At 40.2% G+C, this 4,273-nt stretch carries 5 protein-coding genes; 4 read left to right on the top strand and 1 reads right to left on the bottom strand.

Annotated elements, in window-relative coordinates; genetic code table 11:
- On the top strand, nt 1-532 hold a 532-nt coding region (locus tag ACFVSH_RS23505; protein WP_387708122.1), incomplete at its 5' end, for an NAD(P)-dependent oxidoreductase.
- Nucleotides 533-1,059: 527 nt separating this feature from the next.
- Here the strand turns inward: ACFVSH_RS23505 and ACFVSH_RS23500 are convergent.
- On the bottom strand, nt 1,060-1,197 hold the full coding sequence (locus ACFVSH_RS23500) for an aspartyl-phosphate phosphatase Spo0E family protein (RefSeq protein WP_260287992.1): 138 nt from the start codon (nt 1,195-1,197) through the stop codon (nt 1,060-1,062).
- Nucleotides 1,198-1,678: 481 nt separating this feature from the next.
- Here ACFVSH_RS23500 and ACFVSH_RS23495 point away from each other — a divergent pair, with 481 nt between their 5' ends.
- The 3 genes from ACFVSH_RS23495 to tatC all read left to right on the top strand — a co-directional run.
- A complete protein-coding gene (locus ACFVSH_RS23495) occupies nt 1,679-3,421 on the top strand; it encodes an alkaline phosphatase D family protein (RefSeq protein WP_387595613.1) in 1,743 nt (580 codons plus the stop codon).
- A 70-nt stretch (nt 3,422-3,491) separates the two neighbouring features.
- Nucleotides 3,492-3,704 (top strand): twin-arginine translocase TatA/TatE family subunit, encoded by a 213-nt coding sequence (locus ACFVSH_RS23490; RefSeq protein WP_063233420.1) that lies wholly within the window; start codon nt 3,492-3,494, stop codon nt 3,702-3,704.
- Between the two features lie 147 nt (nt 3,705-3,851).
- Nucleotides 3,852-4,273 (top strand): twin-arginine translocase subunit TatC (gene tatC, locus ACFVSH_RS23485; RefSeq protein ID WP_387708124.1); only part of this gene is annotated, 422 nt, incomplete at its 3' end.

Here is a 4,273-nt window from a genome sequence, read left to right as displayed (position 1 = left end):
TATGGGGAGAATTGGGGAATCTATTGCAAGACGAGGCAAATTCGGTTTTAATATGGAGGTTTTGTATCATAATCGGCGAAGAAAATCCGAAGTGGAGGAAACGCTCAGTACAACTTACTCCACTTTAGAGCACCTTTTACGGGAATCCGATTTCGTCCTTTTAATGGTCCCTTATACTCCTGAGACAAGGCATCTTTTGGGACGGGAGCAATTCGCACTGATGAAAAAATCCGCGATCTTCATCAATACATCCCGCGGTCAGACGGTGGACGAAAAGGCCCTCATTGAAGCACTGCAAAATAAGGAAATCCTTGCAGCCGGTTTGGATGTATTTGAACAGGAACCCGTATCGCCTGACAATCCGCTTTTAGCCATGCCGAACGTGGTTACCCTGCCGCATATAGGTTCAGCTACTTATCAAACACGATTTGATATGGCCATGCTTGCGGCGAAGAACCTCGTTGCATCGGTTACCGGAAGGGAGGTAAGCAATGTTGTCCCTGAATTGAAAGGGCTTCAGTCACTAAAATAGTGAAAAATCATAAAACACATAGAAAATATTAGGTTGTCCAAGACAATTTACAAGAATCGTTGATATTTTAACACTCATACCATCCATAAACTTAGATGAGGTAGATAGTTTTTTATTAAATGCAGGACATAAAAGAAAATTCGATAAAATTTGGCATCCATTCATTTTGGATGCTTTTTAAATGGGGAAAATGAATGTGTTCAAAATGACCCTAAACAATTTGTTCTACGACACAATTCCTACCAACAAAATAAGGCGGAGAAGCCCTGACCAGGAAGCATTATGTACGATCGCGTTTCAAAAGGAGGGATGATTATGTTTACAATTATCTAATGATTTATAGGGATATTACAGAAAGATAGTTCACGGGTCCAAGAAAAGAATACGAGGTGATTAAGTAAGGGATATTAGCTGCATGAACTACATTGTGACTATAAAAAATAATTCTAAAATAACTCCAAGTGTAGTTGTAATGATTTCAAGATTATTAGTAGAACTAGACATAATCTAAATCATTTGGTTCTTTTTCACTTCTTAAGTAAATTCAACAGTTTATCTAGTTCCTGGCTTTTATATAATGTTGTTGGGGCTGTAAAACCATAAATCATTCCTGCAGATATTAACTCTTTCCTCAATATCTCAATTTTTTCATTTAATTCTTCCATACTCTCCAATGCAGAATCCCTCAAGTACTTTCATTTTTTATTATGAAACCATTATTACATAAATTAGGATGCTTTTAAATAAAAAGTGAGTGATTACTCATAAAATGTTGGAGCATTCGTTAGTTTGATTCCGGACCTTGCTTTTATTCTACTAATTCGCAGACTTCATTAGACTTACATAAACAGATTATAAGCTTATTAAAGATTTTTCATTGTAAAAATAACCCATGGAAGTTATTTGTAACGATTAAATAAATGATTCATGAAGAAAAAATAGGACGAAAGACTGTCGTTATATGTAAAAGTTTGTAGGGCTATGTAAATGTATGAGTGAATCAAATCTTTTTTAATGTTTAAAGAGATCCATAAGTCCTGCATGAAAATCCCTAATTGGAAATTTGTTGATTTACATTTATTCATATACCTTTAAAAGGGCCATACTATACTTGAACCAGATTCAAATAATAGGAGGGAAAGATCAATGAATAATGAAAGAGCAATGGATGATTTAATTAAGAATTGGAGCGAATTAGGCAAGAACATGGACCGCCGAAACTTTATCCAGGGAGCAAGTAAGCTTGCCGGACTTTCATTAGGTCTTGCCCTTGCCCAATCAATGGGCGGGATTGAAGTGAATGCTGCCCCGAAATTCAGTGATTATCCATTTACTCTCGGTGTAGCTTCAGGTGATCCGCTTTCTGACAGTGTAGTTTTATGGACAAGGTTGGCACCTGATCCGTTGAATGGCGGAGGAATGCCAAAAGAAGCCATTTCCGTTAAATGGGAAGTGGCAAAGGATGAGAATTTCAGAAAGATTGTCCAGCAAGGCAAGGAAATAGCCAGGCCGGAACTTGGCCACTCCGTTCATGTGGAAGTAAGCGGGTTAAAACCTGATATGGTCTATTTTTACCGTTTTAAAAGCGGAGGGGAAGTAAGTCAGACTGGGAAAACGAAAACACTTCCGCCAATAGGTTCAAGTGTATCGAGCTTGTCATTCGCGTTTGTTTCATGCCAGCAATTTGAGCATGGTTATTATACGGCCTATAAACATTTGGCAAAAGAAGATTTGGATATTGTCTTTCACCTTGGCGATTATATATATGAATATGGACCAAATGAATATGTTTCTTCTTCAGGTAATGTACGTGTACATAGTGGTCCGGAAATCATCACGCTTGAGGATTATCGAAATAGGTACGCACAATACCGCTCTGATACCCATTTAAAAGCGGCACACGCAGCTTTCCCATGGGTCGTGACTTGGGATGATCATGAAGTTGAAAACAATTATGCAAATGTCATCCCGGAAAAAGGACAATCGGTAGAAGCATTCATCAAGAGAAGGGCCGCCGCCTATCAAGCTTACTATGAGCATATGCCCCTTCGTAAATCATCTTTGCCCAAGGGAGCGGATATGCGGTTATACAGAAATTTCACATATGGCGACCTGGCATCTTTCTTTGTATTGGACTCCCGTCAATACCGGGATGATCAGGCAAACGGCGATGGAAGTTCCCCGCAAACGCCTGAGTCACTTGATCCGAAACGGACATTGCTAGGTCCAGAGCAGGAACAGTGGTTAACTGACAATCTATCAAAATCAAATACGAAGTGGAACGTTTTGCCTCAGCAGATTTTCTTTGCACAAAGGAATTATGGAACACCAACCGCTCCCAAATTCAGCATGGATTCCTGGGATGGATACCCGGCTGCTCGCGATCGTTTAATTGATGTAATCAAAAGAAACAATCTGGAAAATCTGGTCGTGTTGACGGGTGATGTACATGCAAGCTGGGCAGCCAACCTAAAGGCGGATTTCGATGATCCAAATTCAAAGATATTCGGTGTGGAGTTTGTCGGAACCTCCATCACATCTGGTGGAAATGGAGCGGATAAGCGTGCGGATACGGATAAAATACTAAGTCAGAATCCACATATAAAGTTCTTTAATGATTACCGGGGATATGTCCGATGCAAAGTAACCCCAGAACAATGGAAGGCGGATTACCGAGTAGTCCCATTCGTGACAGAACCAGGTGCGGACATATCGACAAGAGCATCCTTTGTTTTTGATAAGGATCAAACAGGGCTGCGAAAGGTTGCATCAGCAGCGGTTATGGAAGGTGTACAAAAAACGAACGAAGTCGAGGAAGATCGGACACGTGCCCATAATCGCGCACATGAAAAACAAAGAATGAAAAAGCAAGGGAAAATGATTAATTGATAGCGAACGATAATGATGCTTGATAAGAATATAGCGAAGAAAAATGAGGAAATCAGAGGAGTGAATAAGAATGCTTTCAAATATAGGAATACCCGGTTTGGTGATTGTCCTCGTAATTGCACTGATTATTTTTGGACCGTCTAAGCTGCCGGAAATCGGCCGTGCCTTTGGCCGGACATTGTCCGAATTCAAAAGTGCAACAAAAGGATTGGTGAATGATTCAGAAAAAGAGGATGAAAACGAGAATAAAGCCGCATTAAGAGCTGTAAAAAAAGAAGGGTGAAGTAAATGAAATATAGCGGGCGGAAAGACTCGCCTGCTTCTTTTCATGAAAAGAGTTCGAGGGGAAGTGCTATTTGCAATCGTGCAAGAAAATATCTAAAAAGGAGGAGTGAAGGTGGAAAGTAAGGATTTACAAGTTATTGAACATATGGAAGAGCTCCGAAGCAGAATCATTAAAACGCTGATAGGTTTTCTGGCTTTTTTCATAGTGAGTTTCATATTCGTACAGGATATTTATGAACTGCTCATTAAGGATTTGGATGGAAAGCTTGCTGTGCTCGGACCAAGTGAGATCCTATGGGTATACATGATTATCGCTGCGGTTTGTGCAATAGCTGCAACGATTCCGCTAGCAGCCTATCAGTTATGGCGTTTTGTGGCTCCAGCGCTGAAACCGGAAGAGAGAAGAGTTACATTTCGGTTCATACCCGGGCTCTTCATTCTATTCATCACAGGTATCTCATTTGGATATTTTTTGTTGTTTCCAATCGTGCTGGGTTTCCTCACTTCCCTATCGGCCGTGCAGTTCGAGATGATGTTCACACAGGAAAAGTATTTTAGGTTCATGAT

Source organism: Peribacillus sp. NPDC058002, assembly GCF_042886655.1.
Classification (GTDB): Bacteria; Bacillota; Bacilli; order Bacillales; family DSM-1321; genus Peribacillus; species Peribacillus aracenensis.
The sequence above is the reverse complement of the archived record's forward strand: the minus strand, read 5'-3'. Positions and strand labels throughout refer to the sequence as shown.